Here is a 17,204-nt window from a genome sequence, read left to right on the forward strand (position 1 = left end):
TCGTACGGCTTGCGATTGGATGTTCACGGCTTTGTCCTCCCGCCTCACTGGATGCGGTTGAGCGCGACGTCGAAGGCGTCGAAATTGCGCAACAGATGTCCGGGCGGCAGCGCGATCTTGCGGTTGGCAATCAATGGAACACGCTCCTCGGTCAGCCCGCCGTGCGACCGCAGGGGCTCTGTCAGGCCGGAAAGATCATGGCGATCGCGGCTGGTGCCGAGCACCTTGTGCCGCGACGAGATCACGACGACGTCGCCGATCCGGTCCGCGGGAAGCTCGAAGCGCGTGCAGGCTTCCTTGCGGGTCAGGGCGAGCTCGACGCCGTTGACATCGCGCAACTTCAGCAACAGGTCGTCGACCGCCGTCTCGGCGGCGTAGATCGTCGCGAACGAGCCGAGCGCGCCGTGGTGAGCGACGTAGGGATCGGTGATCGGCAGGATGACCCGCGCATTGCCCTTGCCGACCCAGAGATCCATCAGATCCTGTAGATAGATGACATCCGGCTCGCCATTGGCGAGGTGCTTGTCGTTCATCCCGTGATCGGCGGTCGCCACGATGTTGCAGCCGAGCGCATCGAGCTGTGCCAGATAGCCGTCGATCATCGCGTAGAAATCGTTCGAGACCTTCGTCCCCGGCGATGTCTTGTGCTGGATATAATCCGTCGTCGACAGGTACATCAGGTCGGGCCGGTGCGCTTCCACCAGCTTGACGCCGGCGGCGAACACGAACCGCGACAAGTCTGCAGAGTAGACCTCCGGCAGCGGCAGGCCGACGAATTCGAGGACGTTGCCGATCCCGTTGTCTTTGACCGTGGCCTTGTCGGCTTTTTCCGAGGAGAACGCGAACGCGCGGCCCGAGGCGTAATCCAGCCCGTTCGCGAGCAGCGTACGCAGCTTGTCCTTTGCGGTGATCGCGGCGACCTTGTAACCTGCGTCGTGAACGCCGGCGAGAATGGTCGGCGCACGCAGAAAACGCGGGTCGTTCATCATCACTTCGGCACCGCTGGCTGGGTCGTAGAAATAATTGCCCGCGATACCGTGCACCGCCGGCGGCCGTCCGGTGATGATCGAGAGATTGTTCGGGTTGGTGAAGCTTGGAATGACGCTGCTGGCGTGGACGTGCGCTCCCTCCTTCATGAACCGCGCAAACGTCGGCGCGACGTCCGCCTCGATCGCCTTCTCGATGTAGCCCGGCTCCGATCCATCCAGGCAGATCACGACTGTGGACCGCTCGGGTGCCTTGTAGGCGCGACCGTTCACCGAGATCATCTTTCCATTGGATGTCATTTTCATTCTCCCTTTCGCGCCGATGCCGCGCGGATGCTTTGCTCAGGCGATCTTTGCTTTCGGTATGCGCACGACCTGCGACGCCTCGATCAGTCGCTCCCTCGAACCCAGGAAATTCCGGCCGCGTTCGCCTTCGAGCGAATCCGCGATCAATGCGCGCCATTCCTGCCGATCGATCTCGTAGGCCGCCGGATTGCAGGAGATTCCGAGCAGGCCGAGGAAGTCCTCGAGGTCGTCGGCGCCCTTTGCGAGATCATCGCCGAAGACCTGCTTCAGACTGTCCTCGCAGAGCCCGCCGGCGCCACGCACGCTGCGCAGCACCATCGGCAGCGAAAACGAGCAGGCGATGCCGTGCTGTACGCCATGGTGCAGCGTGATCGGATAGGACAGCGAGTGGGCAATCGCGGTCTTGGTATTGGAAAACGCCAGGCCGGCAAACAGCGCTGCCGTCGCCATCCGGCTGCGCAGTTCCAGATTACCGAGATCGCGGACCAGGCGCGGCAGCACGTCGAGAATGCTGCGGGCGGCGGCAACGGCGTGGTTCGCCGACACCGGATTGTTGTTCACGTTCCAAAGGCTTTCCAGCGCATGCGACAGCGCGTCGAGACCGGTGCTGATGGTGAGAAGCTGCGGCTTGCCGAGCATCAGGCGCGGATCGATCACCGCGTGAGTCGGATAGAGAGAAGGACGGGCCAGCGAGTATTTCTTGCCGTTCGCCTCATCCCAAACGGTACCCCAACAGGTGACTTCGCTGCCGGTGCCCGCCGTCGTCGGCACGGCGATGATCGGAATGGCCGCGAGACGCTCGGCCCCCTGTTGCGTTTCGAGATAGGTTTTCACGCGGGCAAAGTCGCCGCCGGCGGCGGCAAACACCTTGGCCGAATCGATCACGGACCCGCCGCCGACCGCAACGATGACGTCGGGCTGCTTCTGCAGTTCGGCAAAGCGCGCGGTCTGCTTGGCGAGCAACCGGTAGTCGGGGTTCGGAGCGACGTCGCGAATGGCGAGAACCGGAACGCCCGCCGCCCCGGCCAGCCTGCGCTCGAGCTGCTGGAAAACCGGCTCGCCGTAAGTAACGAGCGCGTAGGCTCTCGTTCCGATCAGCGCCGCAAGCCTGTCGAAGCCGTCGACGCCAAATTCGATCTGGACCGGGTTCGTGTACTTCCAAGCCATCGCGCTTCCTCCGTTTGGCGCGACAGTACGGGCTGGCTAACTATTGACAAATTCATTGTTCAGATGTGTTCTATTGATTATGTCAATAGTATTTAGCCAGCTTCGGGCTTTCCACGCGGTCGCCCAACATGGTGGCTTCACCGCTGCCGCGCGCGTTCTTCACGTCGGTCAGCCGACCCTCACGATCCAAGTCAAGGAGCTTGAGGAAACGCATGGAGTCGAACTGCTGATCCGGAAGTCGCGCCGGACCGAATTGACCGAAGCCGGCGCTGCGCTGTTCGAGATCACGCGGGGCATCATGAAGTTCTGCGACGAGGCGCACGATCTACTGGGTGCCCACGGCAAGGCGACCAAGGGTCATCTACGGATTGCGACCGTCGGCCCCTTCCACGCGACCGAAATCATTGCGGCCTTCCGCCGCGCACATCCCGACGTCCAAATCTCGACGCTGCTAGCGAACTCAGAGCGCACGCAACGTCACATCGTTGATTTCGAAGCCGACGTCGCCATTCTCGCCGCGGTCCCGGACGATCCGCGCGTCAAAAAGCTGCCCTATCGAACGCATCGCGTGATCGTCTTCGTCAATCGAGATCATCCCTGGTTCAATCGAAGATCGGTGAAGCTCCGCGAACTCATGGATCAGCCGTTCGTGATGCGTGAGCGCGGCTCCACCACTCGCCGCGCCTTCGAGGAAAGCCTTATGGCGAAAGGACTGGCCATAAAACCCGTCTTTGAGATCGAAAGCCGCGAGGGTGTATGGAAGTCGGTTGAACAAGGACTTGGAATCAGTGTCGTGGCCGACTTCGAGTTTGTTCCGCATCCAAATTTGCGAGCTCTCGAAATCAGCGATCACACGGTAGAGACGAAATATAGCATTGCGCATCACGTAGATCGCGGCCATTCGCCGCTCATTAAAGCATTCCTCAAGACAGTTATCAGCATGAGGAGTCGTGACCACCACGCACATGGCGTAGAGCGATCGTAAGAGAGGCAAGGATTCGCTTGCTAGATCCGCCCGTCGGCGATCATGTTCGTTATCAAAACAAAATTTCAAGCGGACTGCCCGATCCAAATAGGACCCAGGCCAAAGGACTACGACTATAGAACTGCGCGAGCGGCATCGCAGTGGAGCACGCAAGCGTTTAAAATCGTAGGTTAGCGCACAAAATCGTACAAATGGCGGAGAGAGTGTCAGTCAACCCCCTCTGAAAAATAAGGCATAATCGTCCTTTTGGGACGCAAACCTACCAATTTAGCCACCCACTTCTGACCCATCCGACTTGGAAAACAAGTCGCGCGGCGTCGAAGGACAGCGTACGACAGAGTAAGCGGACAGGGCGCGCTCGCCGGGCCTCAACCACCCGTGCTCGCCAATGACTAACTGCTTACTAGAAATTTGCGGCGAGAGCGTTGCCTCCAACTGCAACGTTGTCAGGTTGATTTCCGAGCTACCTTTTCTAGGTCAGCGGCCGCGCTTGATGACCATCCGTTCCGTTGAGCCCACCGGCGGACTGCAACAGGATCGAATGAATAGCTCTCCTGACGAAGCCGCGCGAATGTACGCTGTGCATGTTTCTTATCTGAGGGATGATTGAGACCCGTACTCAAGGTGATGGCTCGAGTTAGGCTCTGCAGCGCCTCCTCCACGGCCTCCGGCAAACTAACGGTCGGTGTCGGCGCAGCGTTGACTCCTACAATCTGGGCTCCCCAGGTCGCTTGCCAACCCTTGCCCTCGGTGTCGTTCCAGGGAAGATAAACGATCGCTTGCGCTCCGATCGCATCGTCTAGCTTACTCATGTCCTTGTCCGAGATGTGGGCGCCGATCAGAAGCTCATCTGACCAACTTCCCCGAAAGGTTTGAGCACTCTCCAATTTCATCTGGACGCCCTGCGCGACCAAGACCGGTTGCCCCTTGACGAGCGCCTTTACGATGTTTGGTCCGAGGAATTCGGCCACAATGGTTCGATCGAAGCCTCCCTTTTGCGGGACCACCAACGTTACGCTGGTGATATTGTTCGCCTTGCAAATTTCGGTGACGCTTTGGAATGCGAGCCGGACTTGGTCCGGCGATCGCTCAACGACATATCGTGCGACGGATGCCACCTAGTTTCCCTTCATTGAGTTAGAGCTGTGACCAGATCAGAGGCAGGCGCTCTGCGAGCTGCCGCGCCAAGCCTGGTCGCGTTATGTGCACGCCGATCTCACCAAGGGGCCCATCCGGGGGCGACGTCCACGAACACCAGTTGATGCTGGTGACGACGACATCATCGTCGCCCCACAGAAGAAACTTCGCATGGAAGCCTTCGGAAATTCGAAGCAGACGAACACCGCGTTCGCGCACGTCGAACGTCATTCCAGCGGCGATCGGACCATTTACCAGTCCAGCCGTGCTTCCATAGATGACAACCGGCTCCGTGCGAGCGGTGGCCGCAGCAACTTCGGCCGGGATGATCGCATTGGCGAAGGCCGAGTTTCCGAATTTGTCGCTCGCGATCAGGAACCGGCTCGGACGGCTGCCGCTGGCTTCACGCAGTATCGCTTCATGTGCTTGTCCTGCAATCACCCTAGCGCGATGATACCCGGTACTCTCAGGCCGCCGTCGCAGCGATCGCGCCAGAATATAGAGTTCGGTCCCGATTTCAGGCTTGAACCCTGGCCTAGCCACCATCGCGCCGAAGGCCTCGGCGACTTCCGCGAGGAGCCGCGGGTCTCTGAATTCACACGACAGCTCAAACCGATCGAACGACGTGTATAGCCAATTGCAGGATCCGACGACCGCGACATATCCCTCGTCGCCATCGTCAGCAATAATCAGCTTGGAATGGGAGCCGGTCGACCGGAGGTGGATGCGGACCCGATCTCGAAGGAGTTCGTCGGCGGCGATGAGTTTCGATATCTCCGCTGCCTGAAGGAACGCCTTCTCATTCGGATTGTCTGGCGCCCCTGCCCCCCAGAACAGATCGATCTTGGCTCCCCGCCGGACCGCGTCGCGGATTTCGTCGAGCCATCTGGTGAAGCCTCCAAGCCGCAAGAATGTCGAGTGGAGGAATATCCGCCGCCTCGCTCTTCCCAGAATTCGCTTGAGCCGTTCACGATGCGCGTCACCGCCGAAAATGAGGTCATCCGCTTCAAATGCGACGGTGATTGGATCGGGCAGAACCTTTTCGGGTTCGTCCTGGATATGGGAAGCAACGACAACCGGCCTCGCACCGTCCGCCGATGCCGCAACCCGGGCGATTTCCTGCTTGAGAGAATCAGGCGCACGGTCCGGCAGGTTCCGCATCGATGCTCCGTCCACGACGATGAGCATGAATTCGTTCTGTCGTTCGACGAACGTGTCGCCGTCAAAGAACAACAGCTTCTCGTCTTCACGAAGAACCTTCTGGATACGGGCAAAATTTTCCTGAGGGGTTGTTTTGGGAAGCGCGCCACGGACTTCGATATCGCGAACATCGATCCCCTTTTGCCGCAGCGAAAGAATGACGCCGGCGCGTTTGCCCGCAACGTCCCGTCGCGAAAACACGGTGTCTGTGATCGTATCGTAAACGAACGAGACGTTTCGTGTGACCCGTTGCTTGTCCGTTGGAATCTCCGATCCGCCCGCGACCACGGCAGCACCAAACGCCGTCGTCTGAAATGCCGGAAAGCCGTCGATCAAGACCGCTTCAAGCAGCCGAAACCTCATCATCCGGACGATGATCTCCAGGATGACGCGCCGCGGGATATCAAGATCATCGGCCAAACGGGTCGCCGACATGGCTTCGCGTGACAAAGACCACAACACGAACTCGTCAAGGGCGCTCCAGCCACGGCCTTTTTCAATCACCGCTCGCGTCGAAACCCGGCGGATCGGTATCGCCACAACGACGCTCATCGGGCCCTCCGAAGCAATTCCGCGGGAGTGATGATCGTCGCGGCCGGCCCGCCACGTTGGGCCTTCTGCTTGCGCAACGCCTCGATCGTTTCAAGGAACGTCACGACAAACGACAGTTCGTCTTTCGGATCCTTCGTTGCATGCCGGGAACTTTCTCGCAGGAACTCCAGCGATCCGACGAGAACCAATTGCTGGCGGCCTCGGCTCAGCAAGACGTTCATACGGCGTCGATCGCGCAGAAAGCCGAGCGCCGGCACTCCTGTTCGAGGATTGTTTCGAACCAACGACACGAGGACCAAGTGTCATTCGGCCTGCAATATTGACCCCCTAAGCCGGGGGATCGGCGTCCAAAATTGACCCCCTACAGATTGGTCTGTTGCGCTGCCTGCTTTGGAACGAAGCAGGTGGTGGGGGATGCTGATCGTGGAGACGATTGCCCGGATCCGGCGCGAGCACTTCATCAAGGGCAAGACAATCAAGGAGATCGCCCGTGACCTGAAGGTGTCGCGGAACACGGTCCGGAAGGTGCTGAGGTCGGGAGAGACCTCCTTCGAGTACGAGCGGCAGGTGCAGCCGCGGCCAAAGCTGGGACGATGGGCAGTAGAGCTTGACGGATTGCTGGCGGCGAACGCGGCCAAATCGGCTCGTGAACAGCTGACGTTGATCCGGATCTTCGAAGAGCTGCGCGGCCGCGGCTATGACGGCGGTTACGATGCGGTGCGGCGTTACGCCAGGCGGTGGAGCAAAGAACGCGGGCAATCGACCGCGGCCGCTTATGTCCCGCTGAGCTTTGCCCCAGGCGAAGCCTATCAGTTCGACTGGAGCCACGAGGTGGTCTTGCTGAGCGGCACCACGGTAATGGTGAAGGCCGCCCATGTCCGGCTCTGCCACAGCCGCATGCTGTTCGTGCGGGCCTATCCGCGGGAGACGCAGGAGATGGTGTTCGACGCCCACGACCGGGCGTTCGCCCTGTTCAAAGGTACCTGCACCCGCGGCATCTACGACAACATGAAGACTGCCGTAGAGACGATCTTCGTCGGTAAAGGGCGTCTCTACAATCGCCGCTTCCTGCAGATGTGCAGCCACTATCTGGTCGATCCGGTCGCCTGCACGCCAGCGTCGGGCTGGGAGAAGGGGCAGGTCGAGAACCAGGTCGGGCTGGTCAGGGAACGCTTCTTCACGCCGCGGCTGCGGTTCAAAAACCTCGACGAGTTAAACGCCTGGCTGCTCGACAAATGCATCGCCTACGCCAAGGCTCATCGCCATCCGGAGCTGGTCGATCAGACGATCTGGGAAGTGTTCGAAGCCGAACGCCCCAAACTCGTTCCCTATGCCGGCCGCTTCGACGGCTTCCATGCGGTGACGGCATCGGTCTCGAAGACCTGCCTGGTGCGCTTCGACAACAACAAGTACTCGGTCGCAGCCAGCGCAGTCGGACGACCGGTCGAGGTTCAAGCCTATGCCGATCGCATCGTGATCCGTCAGGATGGATGCATCGTTGCCGAGCACCCGCGATCCTTTGGCCGCGGCGATACCGTCTACGACCCCTGGCATTATGTGCCGGTGCTCGCCCGCAAACCCGGCGCCTTGCGCAACGGTGCTCCCTTCAAAGACTGGGTGCTGCCGGCCGCGATCGAGCGGATCCGGCGCAAGCTTGCCAGCACCGACGATGGCAATCGGCAGATGGTCGACATCCTCAACGCGGTGCTGACTGACGGTCTGCCCGCGGTGGAAGCGGCCTGTGCCGAAGCGCTCGGTCATGGCGTCCATTCCGCCGATGTCGTGCTCAATATCCTGGCCCGTCAACGTGAACCCGCCCCACCGGCCAACATCATGACGCCGGCCGCACTGACGCTCCGTCATGCACCGATCGCCGATTGTGCCCGCTACGACAACCTCCGGAGGACCATCTGATGGAACGAACCCAAATCTTCGACCTCATGGGCGAACTTAAGCTCTACGGCATGAAGGCCGCCTTCGACGAGATCATGGCAACCGCCGTCAAGCGCCAGCACGAGCCTCAACGCATTGTCGGCGACCTGCTCAACGCCGAGATCAACGAGAAGCAAGCAAGGTCGATCAAATACCAGCTCACCATTGCCAAGCTGCCGCTTGCCAAGGACATCGCCGACTTCCAGTTCGACGGCACGCCGATCAATCAGACGCTCGTCAATGATCTCGCTGGCGGCGGCTTCATCGCCCAACAACGCAACGTCGTGCTGGTTGGCGGAACCGGCACAGGCAAGACCCACCTGGCCATTGCCATCGCCAGAAGTTGCATCCGCGATGGCGCCAGAGGACGCTTCTACAACGTAGTCGACCTCGTCAACCGGCTCGAGACCGAGACCCGCAACGGTCGGCAGGGACGGCTCGCCGAGCATCTGACCCGGATGGACTTCATCGTGCTGGATGAACTCGGCTATTTGCCCTTCGCCCAGTCCGGTGGACAGCTTCTCTTCCACCTCGTCAGCCGGCTCTATGAGCGGGCCTCCATCATCGTGACCACCAATCTCGCCTTCGGCGAATGGCCGAGCGTGTTCGGCGACGCCAAAATGACCACCGCGCTGCTCGACCGATTGACCCATCACTGCGACATCGTCGAGACCGGCAACGACAGCTGGCGATTCAAGAGCCGAGACGACGATCACGCCACCCGCGCTCGTCTCGCCTCCGCTATCCCGGCCAGCTCCGACGAGACGAGCGCTACCAGCAAACCCCGCCGCACGAAGGGGTCAAAATTGGACGCCGATGAGGGGTCAAATTTGCAGGCCGATTGACAGTCATACACCACAGCGTGAATGATAATGGAAGCCTGAAGTTCCTGATTTGGCCTATGGAAAACGTACAGGGCGCGCCGCCTACTGATGTGGTGATCGGCTATCCTCAGTTTCAAACCGAGGCGCCTAGCATGGTCAATCGGCTTAGCTTTGATCTTCCTATCATAGGCGAGAAGGTTTGGAGCGTTGGCTACTGCGAATTCAAATATCCCGAACACGGTATACCGCTGGCTGCGGTACGCAGTGGCGCCTTCGACTGGGAGCACGATTATAGCCACAAGTTAGTGGTAGTTGAGGGCTTCGTTCAGCGTATCTTCACACAACGTTTCGCAAATGGATTCGTCGAAGGACCATGCTTCACGATTGATGCGGAGATTGCCCATGCGCAAAGCGGCGGGCCGGTTCTAACCTCCGATGGAGTAATCAGGGGAATCAACTCTGCTGGGGCAACGACATTCCTGAATCAGCCCGGAAGCATAATTTCCCTGTTTTATCCACTACTCTTCATGCAACTGAGGTTCGGAGCGCAGATGGGTATTGTGCGATTGAACGCCACTCGACCTTTGATCGACCTCATAGGTCAAGGAACGATACCAACAGATGGGAGCGAAACGCGCGTTGCTGTTGGCCACGACGCCACCACAGGCCGATTTTATGTCAATCCCCGTGTTGAAAAGAGCGTGGCTACTTACGTGCACGATGATTTTGCTGGCTATCAAGCTGGGAAGTTAGCCACTCAAGAAAGTAGACCGTTCTACCGTTTGAGACCAACTGATCCCCTGGAAAGCAACTGAGCACCCATAGAGATAATTAGGTCGGAACCGCTTCGGGTGGCCACGGTCGCCCAGACATAACATCCGGATGCCGAGTATCATCGGCTGCGATGCCATGTTCATCCCGAAGCTCATCAATAGCCTCTAGGCATTTCTTCGCAAGAGCCGACTCTGCGGTTGAGCCGCTGAACAAATCGAAAAGCGCTTTTCGTAAGTCCCTCACTGAGGCCGGATAGATGTGAAAAAGATTCGATCCTTCTGCATCAGGCACCTTGTCAAGGGCCACAGCCTCTATAACTGACGCCATCTGACCATCATAAGCTTGACCGTTCGCCGCATATTTCCTCACCATGGCGATGAGATCATCTTGGCTTGCCGCTTCTCCAAAGAAGTGTTCGAGCATTTTACGGCCCGGACCGTTGCCAACTGTCTCGTACCGCTTCTTCAGTTCGGGTTTCAGCGTAGGGAATCGCTCCACATATCCCGCGAGCTGACGACCGAGATGCCACGCATCGACACCGTGGGGTTCAGTCCCCAAAACTCGCTGGATGTACAGATCGACGTACAAAAGCGCGGATTCAATGTTGCCTCGATTCAGGATCGCCTGCATCCACGTGTGGTCATGAGCTATGTCCTTGTGCGTACGCGCTAGGCTCTCCAACAACGTGTCTCCTTGCGTGCCTAGCACAGCAGCGACCGCACTGAGTACGCGCTCCCATCGCTTCGCCCAACCTCTTCCGTAGAACGCCTTCACCTTAGTCAAGCCCTCCAGCACGGATTCCGGCCTCGTCGAGAACGGCAACAGTTCCAACCAAGGCTCAATTTCCCAGGTGTTCTGCCGCTTGTGCCACGCTTTTTGTGGGTCATTTGCGTCTGCCAACCATTCATCGATCGCGCCCATTATAAGATCGGCATCGACGATTTGGCCATCAAGCACCACGGCGGCAAACAGCGTCTGCTTTGCTGCCAACGGCTGCGGCAAGTTCATGACGCGAGCGATAAGGCCATCTTGATCGGCGTGCGGCATGCTGAGCGCGATGCGCGCCAAGGCGATCGCAAGCATCTGGCTATCCTTATCCGCATCTGGCTTTGCTAACCGCTCAATGGCGGTGAATATTGGCACCGCGCGCTTATTCAATGGCTCGGGTCGCGGTGACGCTGCGCGATTGTTGCGTGCAGCTGCGACTTCATCGAACCACGGCCACTGGCGGAAGAGGTCGGGCGCGGGCAAATTCAGCTCTTTATCAGATACAGACTTCAGTATAAGCGAAGCAGAAACACCAAAATCGCTATCTTCTAGATACTGCGCGGCAACTACCGCCACGTCGCCACCACCGATCCGCATGAAAGCTTCTCGGTACTGATTGTCGTAACGCATGCGAGCATCCGACGTCGCCTCTATGTCGCCGCGTTTTTGCGCATCCATGAACCCTTCGCGCACCCTCTTAAGACGCGAGAGGTCTTCATCAAGAAGTCGCTTTAGTTCCGGTATGAGTTCTCGAAACCCCAGACGGCCTATAGCGTTCGAAACTTCATTGATGTCATATCGTCTTCCGGCAGGTGCCACGATCACTGCCTCAGTCCAGCGGCGCAGGAGATCGATCCAAGCAGGCTTTGTCGCAGGATCGATCGCGAGAGGCCGTTTGCGGTCCTCATCCTCGGTCCCGTGCTGGGATACAAGGGATGCTAGGGATCCTATGACGCGGGGATCGTCTGAGTTTGCTCGCCGCGCTATTGCCGCCGCGAAAATGGCAGGGCGAGTGCCACGAATTCGATCCTTGAGACGATGGTATTCATCGCCTAGCGAGCGATCATTCCGTGCAGCCTGCAAGGCTTGGGCACACATAAGAAACTTGTCGATGAGTGCATCGACCGTCTTCGGGCCTGCCATGATCGCTGCATCGTTGATATCTCGATTGTCATGATTGACATCGAGAATGGCCTCTACAATTGGCCCCTCATCGATCACTTCTTGCTTCGCAAGAAGCTCTCTTACGCGGAAGGGCAGTTCGAGACGCGCTTCGAGACGCAGCCGCAGTCCGTGTGACACTGCGTTCGGCGCGTGCTGCTGGGCAAAATAGAGCGTACCGCCTTGCTGATCCCTTATCGGAAACCGAGGGTCGGCAATCGACGCGGCGATTGCTGCATCCCGTCCGAGATAGTCCGCCGGCTGCTCAAGAAGGAGGCGAAGTCGTTGAGCCGGCTCAGTTGTTTGCTCCAACGCCTTTAGCTGCAAGGCGCGCAGCTTCGACGCGACAGCCAAATCCCGGATTTCATCTGCATAGCCGCGCGCTGCGATCAACTCCCACGTCTGCTCGTGCGCGTGCGAAAGAAGATCGGCAACATGACGATCGGCCCGCCGAAACTGTAGGCTCTGAACAACTTCGGACTGGACCTTCGGGCTCGGATCAGTCTTGGCGAGCACTACCGCCAAATCCATACCATCCACGCCACTTTCGCCAGCGATCAATGAAAGTAAGTGCTCCCGCGTGTTCTCAGGAAGCTTTGCTACCTTTGCCGGGAGACCGTGACCGAGAACCCGCGGGCGAAAACGCGGCGCGATGCGCAGGGTCGGTATTTGTATCTGCGTGTTACTGCTAGATGCCAGTGGCCAAATTTGCTCCGCAAATTCTGGGCGGCCCGTGATAATCATGAAACGTACCGCGCGGTCCACGAACCCCGGCCTGTGCCAGCGCTCTACGAATGCGGCAATGTCAACTTTTACAATTTCCCAAACCACAGGCGCAGCGCGATAAATGATCTCAGCGGCCAGCATAGGATCAATTGGCAAAGCGAGTTCGATCGCATGCGCAACGAGTGGGGCTCCGTCGCTGTCGCGTGAAAGTCGTTCCGTTGCGAACAAGACCGACTCTTCCCACATGGGTTTGTCGAAGATGGCAGCACGCAACTGCACACGAGCGCTCGTGTTGCCTCCGGCGCTCAACTGTATCAATTCGGAGACTTTGTGACTGCCGTACCATTCTTGGAATTGCTGATGCTGGAACGCGACACCGCCCCCAGAGCGAATCAAGGTATGATGGCTAGTTAACGCTTCCAGGACGCTGATCGGCTCCAGCGGCCTGGCAATTTGTCCCTGCTCGCGTAGTGCCTCGGCTGTCGTCGTCACGATCCGGCGCGCATCGGCCTCGGTCATTGTAGTCGAACCAAGCGCGTTCAAATGGCTCGCTAACTCGGTCAAGATTTTCGCGTGGCATCCGAGCAGAACCGATTGCAGGACTTCGACATGTTCAGATGCCCGTTCATGCTGCTCGACGAACAAGCGGAGCACAGCTTCCTTCGTGTCGGGAACTAAGCCTTGTGACCCGCCCGCGAGCAGGGCCGAAAGGTACAATGGCGTGGCAATCAGCGCTCGAACGCTGGGTGTCCGCCAAGCATCGTCAACTATTTTCTTGCCCGGCGCACCATATAGCTCATCCGCAATCGCCATCTGCTGATCTTCGGAGAGCGGTTCGATATGGACGCGCGGTCCCGATATCGGTACGTCGAGCGCTTGCCGCCGTGTTGTAGCAACGATGCGAACGTCGGGCCAATCACGGCGGATTTGTCCGATTTCGACGCGTAAACGCTTGTGTGCATCGGAAGTTAGTTCATTCCAACCATCAAGCAAAAGCAGTAACCGTCCGCGCTCGGCAAGCGCGCTTATCTCGCCAGCGCTAATCGCCTTGAAGGCCGAACGCTGATATAGGCTTGCGAGAAGGCCTGCTGACCCTGCAGACCAATCACCCAGTTTAAAATACAATGGTAGGATCGAATTTGAAGTTAGCGCGTGGCTTGCCAGCTGCAGAAGTGTGGTCGTCTTGCCAGTTCCTGGCGGCGCTACAATTGTCACTTCGGGCGCAACTTCGACAGCCAAGGGCAATTTGCCGATACTGAACGGAGGCGAATTTTTGTCGCCGTCTATTCTGAGCGTGAGCTCTATTGAATCGCCGGACCACATCGGTCCGCGCGTGTACGTTCCAAGATCCGCTTTAGCAGCCGCGTGGACCCTCTGGAAAACGGCGTCAAATTCAGTATCGACAGGTCGATCATCTGCGGCGATTGACGCTTCGACGCGCGCAGGCTCTTCGGCGAGTGCTGGGCCGAACGCGACAAGGTCACGAAAAGCGCGTGTTTGCGCCTCGCGCTTCCATCTCGTCAGTTGCTCAACCGTAAACTTGTTTGGGTCGGCATCGACCAGCCGTCCGCAATTTTGGCAAAGCCATAGGCCGTTTTCCTTGCTACGTCGCGCCTCTGGAGTTTGGGCAGCGTTGTAACGAGGGCCACCCGGAGATGCTGCGCAAATATGGGCCGCCACCCCGATGATGATCGTCCCGTCCTGCGCTGCGTTGGCACCGACGGTCGGCCGACGGCATTCAGGATTCGAGCAACGGTAGCCAACGCCCTTGGCGATCTCTGTAACGGTTCGTTTGGTGAAATCGTCGCGCACGTGCTATCCGACAACTAGGAGCCGCCGCGGGTATCCCGGCGCCAAGAAAACGCGAATCCTGCATAAAGCCAATAGCATAGAGCCTCGCTCTCTGCACGGTCCGCAAGATTTATCATTGTTCATTCGCCCCATGCCCGGTCAATTTGGCAATCGCCCCGGATTGTAAGATGCCCAAAGTCCTTCCAAGCCAAGTAGTTTCTGCAATCGACAGTATGTTCGGGTCGAATCGAAACGAGCTTGATAACCGCGCAGTCGCGCACAGCTACCGCGCTGAAGTTCATGCGCTGTTGGGTCTGCTCGAAGAGGTTCCAAGCGAATTGGTCGACTTGTCATCAGCGGACTATCTTGAATTTTCGCGTTGCCGTGCGGTCCTGGCTACTTCGCTCGCACTTTGGAATGTCGGTGATACCCGGCCCGCACGCGACGTCGGTGGCAGAGATGCGGTAGAACGCATCCGACGCCTGATGAAGCAATGCCATGACGAGCTTCCTCCCCCCGAGCCGGAATTGCCTTTCATTGCCGATGGCGACGTACGCTTTGGTATAGAAGATCGCATTCGGGCTGCGTGGACGGACTTCAATGCCCAAGAATGGATGGGCGCTACAGTATTCGCGGGTGCGGCATTGGAAGCCCTCCTGCTATGGGCGCTGAAGCAGTTGCCTCTCACTGACACTCCCAAACGTCCGCTAGACCAGCTTCATCTGGCCGATTTGATCAACCTTGCGGCGCTGAACGGGGTGATCGACGCCGGAACGGAGCAGCAAGCCGGCCTCGCAAAAGACGCGCGCAACCTCATTCATCCTGGCAGAGCTTTGCGCTCGGGCGAAGCATGTAACAAGGCCACGGCGCTCGCTGCACTCGCTGCGGTCTACCGCTTGATCGAGCAGTTGAGAAAGCTGGTCGTGTAGGCTGGGTAGCGGCGAATTGGTAATTTGGGAAACTGCCGAGACGAGGTCGCTCTTACCCAGACCTTCGAGCGGGTATCTTCACCAGTTTCTCACCAGAATAGCCGCCTGATTGAAACGCAGCAAAATCAATGAAGCCGATCGATATTCTAGCGCTCATAACGGTCTGGTTGCAGGTTTGAGCCGCGGCCCCTTTTTCCTCTACCGACCCGATTGATTATCTCCATCGGGGGCGGCGCGGCCGCGCCGAACTGCTTCCGCTGCCAGCCGACGCTCGATGTAGTCGCTTATCGATTTGACCAGGATGCGTCGCGATTTGCCTTCGGTGTAGCTCTCCAGTTCGCCGGTGTTGATGAGTGTCATTCGGCCTGCAATATTGACCCCCTAAGCCGGGGGATCGGCGTCCAAAATTGACCCCCTACAGATTGGTCTGTTGCGCTGCCTGCTTTGGAACGAAGCAGGTGGTGGGGGATGCTGATCGTGGAGACGATTGCCCGGATCCGGCGCGAGCACTTCATCAAGGGCAAGACAATCAAGGAGATCGCCCGTGACCTGAAGGTGTCGCGGAACACGGTCCGGAAGGTGCTGAGGTCGGGAGAGACCTCCTTCGAGTACGAGCGGCAGGTGCAGCCGCGGCCAAAGCTGGGACGATGGGCAGTAGAGCTTGACGGATTGCTGGCGGCGAACGCGGCCAAATCGGCTCGTGAACAGCTGACGTTGATCCGGATCTTCGAAGAGCTGCGCGGCCGCGGCTATGACGGCGGTTACGATGCGGTGCGGCGTTACGCCAGGCGGTGGAGCAAAGAACGCGGGCAATCGACCGCGGCCGCTTATGTCCCGCTGAGCTTTGCCCCAGGCGAAGCCTATCAGTTCGACTGGAGCCACGAGGTGGTCTTGCTGAGCGGCACCACGGTAATGGTGAAGGCCGCCCATGTCCGGCTCTGCCACAGCCGCATGCTGTTCGTGCGGGCCTATCCGCGGGAGACGCAGGAGATGGTGTTCGACGCCCACGACCGGGCGTTCGCCCTGTTCAAAGGTACCTGCACCCGCGGCATCTACGACAACATGAAGACTGCCGTAGAGACGATCTTCGTCGGTAAAGGGCGTCTCTACAATCGCCGCTTCCTGCAGATGTGCAGCCACTATCTGGTCGATCCGGTCGCCTGCACGCCAGCGTCGGGCTGGGAGAAGGGGCAGGTCGAGAACCAGGTCGGGCTGGTCAGGGAACGCTTCTTCACGCCGCGGCTGCGGTTCAAAAACCTCGACGAGTTAAACGCCTGGCTGCTCGACAAATGCATCGCCTACGCCAAGGCTCATCGCCATCCGGAGCTGGTCGATCAGACGATCTGGGAAGTGTTCGAAGCCGAACGCCCCAAACTCGTTCCCTATGCCGGCCGCTTCGACGGCTTCCATGCGGTGACGGCATCGGTCTCGAAGACCTGCCTGGTGCGCTTCGACAACAACAAGTACTCGGTCGCAGCCAGCGCAGTCGGACGACCGGTCGAGGTTCAAGCCTATGCCGATCGCATCGTGATCCGTCAGGATGGATGCATCGTTGCCGAGCACCCGCGATCCTTTGGCCGCGGCGATACCGTCTACGACCCCTGGCATTATGTGCCGGTGCTCGCCCGCAAACCCGGCGCCTTGCGCAACGGTGCTCCCTTCAAAGACTGGGTGCTGCCGGCCGCGATCGAGCGGATCCGGCGCAAGCTTGCCAGCACCGACGATGGCAATCGGCAGATGGTCGACATCCTCAACGCGGTGCTGACTGACGGTCTGCCCGCGGTGGAAGCGGCCTGTGCCGAAGCGCTCGGTCATGGCGTCCATTCCGCCGATGTCGTGCTCAATATCCTGGCCCGTCAACGTGAACCCGCCCCACCGGCCAACATCATGACGCCGGCCGCACTGACGCTCCGTCATGCACCGATCGCCGATTGTGCCCGCTACGACAACCTCCGGAGGACCATCT

11 protein-coding genes and 2 pseudogenes are annotated in these 17,204 nt (G+C 59.0%); 6 read left to right on the forward strand and 7 right to left on the reverse strand.

Features of this window, described 5'->3' with window-relative positions:
* Nucleotides 1-44 precede the first annotated feature (44 nt).
* Nucleotides 45-1,286 (reverse strand): phosphonoacetate hydrolase, encoded by a 1,242-nt coding sequence (gene phnA, locus V5279_RS43285; RefSeq protein WP_338693185.1) that lies wholly within the window; start codon nt 1,284-1,286, stop codon nt 45-47.
* Nucleotides 1,287-1,328: 42 nt separating this feature from the next.
* On the reverse strand, nt 1,329-2,459 hold the full coding sequence (gene psrA / locus V5279_RS43290; RefSeq protein ID WP_338693187.1) for an iron-containing alcohol dehydrogenase PsrA: 1,131 nt from the start codon (nt 2,457-2,459) through the stop codon (nt 1,329-1,331).
* A 79-nt stretch (nt 2,460-2,538) separates the two neighbouring features.
* Between psrA and V5279_RS43295 the strand changes: the two genes are divergently transcribed.
* On the forward strand, nt 2,539-3,444 hold the full coding sequence (locus V5279_RS43295; protein WP_338693189.1) for a LysR substrate-binding domain-containing protein: 906 nt from the start codon (nt 2,539-2,541) through the stop codon (nt 3,442-3,444).
* Between the two features lie 446 nt (nt 3,445-3,890).
* Here the strand turns inward: V5279_RS43295 and V5279_RS43300 are convergent, their stop codons facing one another.
* The 3 genes from V5279_RS43300 to V5279_RS43310 are packed head-to-tail and all read right to left on the reverse strand — an operon-like array spanning nt 3,891 to nt 6,590.
* A complete protein-coding gene (locus tag V5279_RS43300; RefSeq protein ID WP_338693191.1) occupies nt 3,891-4,562 on the reverse strand; it encodes a hypothetical protein in 672 nt (223 codons plus the stop codon).
* A 19-nt stretch (nt 4,563-4,581) separates the two neighbouring features.
* Nucleotides 4,582-6,333, reverse strand: a complete 1,752-nt coding sequence (locus tag V5279_RS43305; protein ID WP_338693193.1) for a phospholipase D-like domain-containing protein — start codon at nt 6,331-6,333, stop codon at nt 4,582-4,584.
* Nucleotides 6,330-6,590, reverse strand: coding sequence for an AAA domain-containing protein (locus V5279_RS43310; protein WP_338693195.1), 261 nt, complete (start codon nt 6,588-6,590; stop codon nt 6,330-6,332). Before V5279_RS43310 ends, V5279_RS43305 begins: the two co-directional genes overlap by 4 nt.
* A 157-nt stretch (nt 6,591-6,747) precedes the next feature.
* On the opposite strand from V5279_RS43310, the pseudogene istA (V5279_RS43315) reads away from it, so the two are divergent.
* From istA (V5279_RS43315) to V5279_RS43325, 3 genes and pseudogenes are all read left to right on the forward strand, one after another.
* Nucleotides 6,748-8,287: pseudogene (gene istA / locus V5279_RS43315) on the forward strand (IS21 family transposase).
* Nucleotides 8,247-9,110 (forward strand): IS21-like element helper ATPase IstB, encoded by an 864-nt coding sequence (gene istB, locus V5279_RS43320; protein WP_338693196.1) that lies wholly within the window; start codon nt 8,247-8,249, stop codon nt 9,108-9,110. Before istA (V5279_RS43315) ends, istB begins: the two are co-directional and overlap by 41 nt.
* 56 nt (nt 9,111-9,166) lie before the next feature.
* Nucleotides 9,167-9,904, forward strand: coding sequence for a hypothetical protein (locus V5279_RS43325; protein ID WP_338693198.1), 738 nt, complete (start codon nt 9,167-9,169; stop codon nt 9,902-9,904).
* A 16-nt stretch (nt 9,905-9,920) separates the two neighbouring features.
* Here V5279_RS43325 and V5279_RS43330 read toward each other — a convergent pair whose 3' ends face one another.
* Nucleotides 9,921-14,330, reverse strand: a complete 4,410-nt coding sequence (locus V5279_RS43330; RefSeq protein ID WP_338693200.1) for a hypothetical protein — start codon at nt 14,328-14,330, stop codon at nt 9,921-9,923.
* Nucleotides 14,331-14,497: 167 nt separating this feature from the next.
* On the opposite strand from V5279_RS43330, the gene V5279_RS43335 reads away from it, so the two are divergent.
* Nucleotides 14,498-15,238, forward strand: a complete 741-nt coding sequence (locus V5279_RS43335) for a hypothetical protein (protein ID WP_338693202.1) — start codon at nt 14,498-14,500, stop codon at nt 15,236-15,238.
* A 198-nt stretch (nt 15,239-15,436) separates the two neighbouring features.
* On the opposite strand, the gene V5279_RS43340 is transcribed toward V5279_RS43335, so the two are convergent.
* Entirely contained in the window at nt 15,437-15,598 is a 162-nt protein-coding gene (locus V5279_RS43340) for a hypothetical protein (RefSeq protein WP_338693204.1), read from the reverse strand.
* Between the two features lie 108 nt (nt 15,599-15,706).
* Between V5279_RS43340 and istA (V5279_RS43345) the strand changes: the two are divergent.
* Nucleotides 15,707-17,197, forward strand: a pseudogene (gene istA / locus V5279_RS43345) (IS21 family transposase); the annotation flags it as partial.
* Nucleotides 17,198-17,204 lie beyond the last annotated feature (7 nt).

It is taken from the genome of Bradyrhizobium sp. 26S5, assembly GCF_036923295.1.
In the GTDB taxonomy this organism is placed as follows: domain Bacteria; phylum Pseudomonadota; class Alphaproteobacteria; order Rhizobiales; family Xanthobacteraceae; genus Bradyrhizobium; species Bradyrhizobium septentrionale.